Annotated in this window: 1 protein-coding gene; it reads left to right on the top strand. The window is 67.2% G+C overall.

Annotated features, from left to right (window positions below; all coding sequences use genetic code 11):
• Nucleotides 1-2,243, top strand: a 2,243-nt coding sequence (gene ptsP / locus AC0KVQ_RS16130) for a phosphoenolpyruvate--protein phosphotransferase (protein WP_473422216.1), incomplete at its 3' end; no start/stop codon positions are given.

Genomic DNA, 2,243 nt, shown 5'->3' with positions numbered 1-2,243 from the left:
ATGGCCGACACCTACCTTGGCAGCGGGGTAGCGATACCGCACGGCATGGTGCAGGACCGGTCGCTGGTGCGTAAGACCGGAGTGGCGGTGCTGCAGGTGCCCGATGGCGTGACCTGGAACGAAGGCCAGGTGGTGAAACTGGTGGTGGCGATTGCGGCACAGTCGGACGAGCACATCGACCTGCTGCGGCGGCTGACGCGGCTGATGCGCGATGAAACCCGCCTGGCGCGCCTGGCCACGACACGCGATGCCGGCGAAATCATGGCGGCGCTGACCGACCAGCCGGCGCCTGCCGCGGCGGCGGCACCCGCGGCCGCTATCTCCGACACGCCCAACAGTCTCTCGGTCGTGATCGACTATCCCAACGGCCTGCACGCCCGCCCGGCTGCAGTCTGGGTGACCACGGCCAAGCGCTTTGTTGCCAATGTGCGCGTCAGCAATGGCGAGGAATCGGCGGACGGCAAGAGCCTGGTCGGATTGCTGAGTCTGGGCATCAAGGCCGGCCACACCATCCGTATCAGCGCCGAAGGTGAAGATGCCACGGCAGCGGTGGCAGCACTCAAGCAGAGCATCGACTCCCTGCGTGCCGAAGAAGCGGAACAGGCACGCCTGCAGGCCGAGCAGGCCACGCGCAAGCAGGGCGCGGGCTGGGTACCGAAACAGGCGTGCGAAGTCATTCGTGGCGTGGCCGCCAGCCCGGGGCTGACCATTGGCGTCACGCGCCAGCATGCCGCGCAGGCGCTGGAAGTGGCAGACAACCCCACGACCGCCGCCGAAGACGGCACCCGGCTCGATACGGCACTGGAAGCGGTCAAGGCCGAGCTGGAAGCCCTGGCCGAATCGACCGCCAGCCGCCTGGGCGAAGGCCATGCCGCGATTTTCCAGGCCCAGATCGAACTGATGACCGACCCGGCGCTGCTGCGCAAGACCGTTTCCACCATCTTCAATGGGCATGGCGCCGCCTGGTCCTGGCAGCAGGCCTTCAGCGCACAGGCTGACCTGATCGCGGCCAACCCGGATGCCATGCTGGCCGCGCGCGCTGCCGACATGCGCGATGTGGGTCAGCGCGTCCTGCGCCAGCTGCTCGGCATCGCCCAAGCCGGCGAAGCCTTCACCCAGGGCACGATTCTGCTGGCGGAAGACCTGCTGCCTTCCGATACGGTCGGGCTGGATCCGAAGCAGGTGATCGGCCTGGCCACCGTGGTTGGCGGGCCGACCAGCCATACCGCGATTCTGGCGCGCACGCTCGGCATGCCGGCCCTGGTGGCGGGCGGCATCGTGCTGCGCGAAATCCCGGACGGCACCGTGGCAGTGCTCGATGGCGACAGCGGCGCGCTCTACTTCAATCTGGACCCATCCGATCTGCAGGCGGCACAACAGGCAACCGAGAAAGCGCGCGCCAAGCGTGACCAGGCCGCCGCAGTCCGCGATCTGCCGGCCGTGACCACCGATGGTCACCAGGTCGAGATCGCCGCCAACATCACCTCGGCGCAACAGGGCAAGGCCGCGCTGGAAGCCGGCGCCGAAGGCATCGGCCTGATGCGTACCGAATTCCTGTTCATGGACCGCGACACCCCGCCGGACGAAGAAGAGCAATACCAGACCTATCGCGAACTGGTCGAGATCATGGCCGGCCGGCCGCTGATCATCCGCACGCTCGATATCGGCGGCGACAAGGAAGTGTCTTATCTCAACCTGCCGCACGAAGAGAACCCGTTCCTGGGCGTACGCGGCCTGCGCCTGCTGCTGCGCCGGCCCGATCTGCTGCATGCGCAGCTGCGCGCGCTGTATCGCGCTGCCAAGCAAGGCCCGTTGCAGATCATGTTCCCGATGGTGACCGATGTGGCCGAAGTGCTGCAGGTGCGCGAGATCGCCGACAAGATCCGGATCGAACTCGATGCGCCGGTGGTGCCGCTCGGCATCATGGTGGAAGTGCCGAGCGTAGCCGTGATGGCGGAAATGTTTGCGCCGCATGTCGATTTCTTCTCGATCGGCACCAACGACCTCACGCAGTACACCTTGGCGATCGACCGCCAGCACCCGGATCTGGCACCGATGGCCAACAGCCTGCACCCGGCTGTGCTGCGGCTGATCGACAGCACGGTCAAGGGCGCGCGCCAGCATGGCACCTGGGTCGGCGTCTGTGGCGGGCTGGCGGGGGATCCGCTCGGTGCCGCCATCCTGACCGGCCTGGGCGTGAACGAACTGTCGATGACCGCGAGCGATGTGCCGGCGGTGAAGGC

The organism is Formivibrio sp. oc-25 (assembly GCF_055810895.1).
Note: the sequence above shows the minus strand (reverse complement) of the source record. Positions and strands in the feature narration are given on the sequence as shown.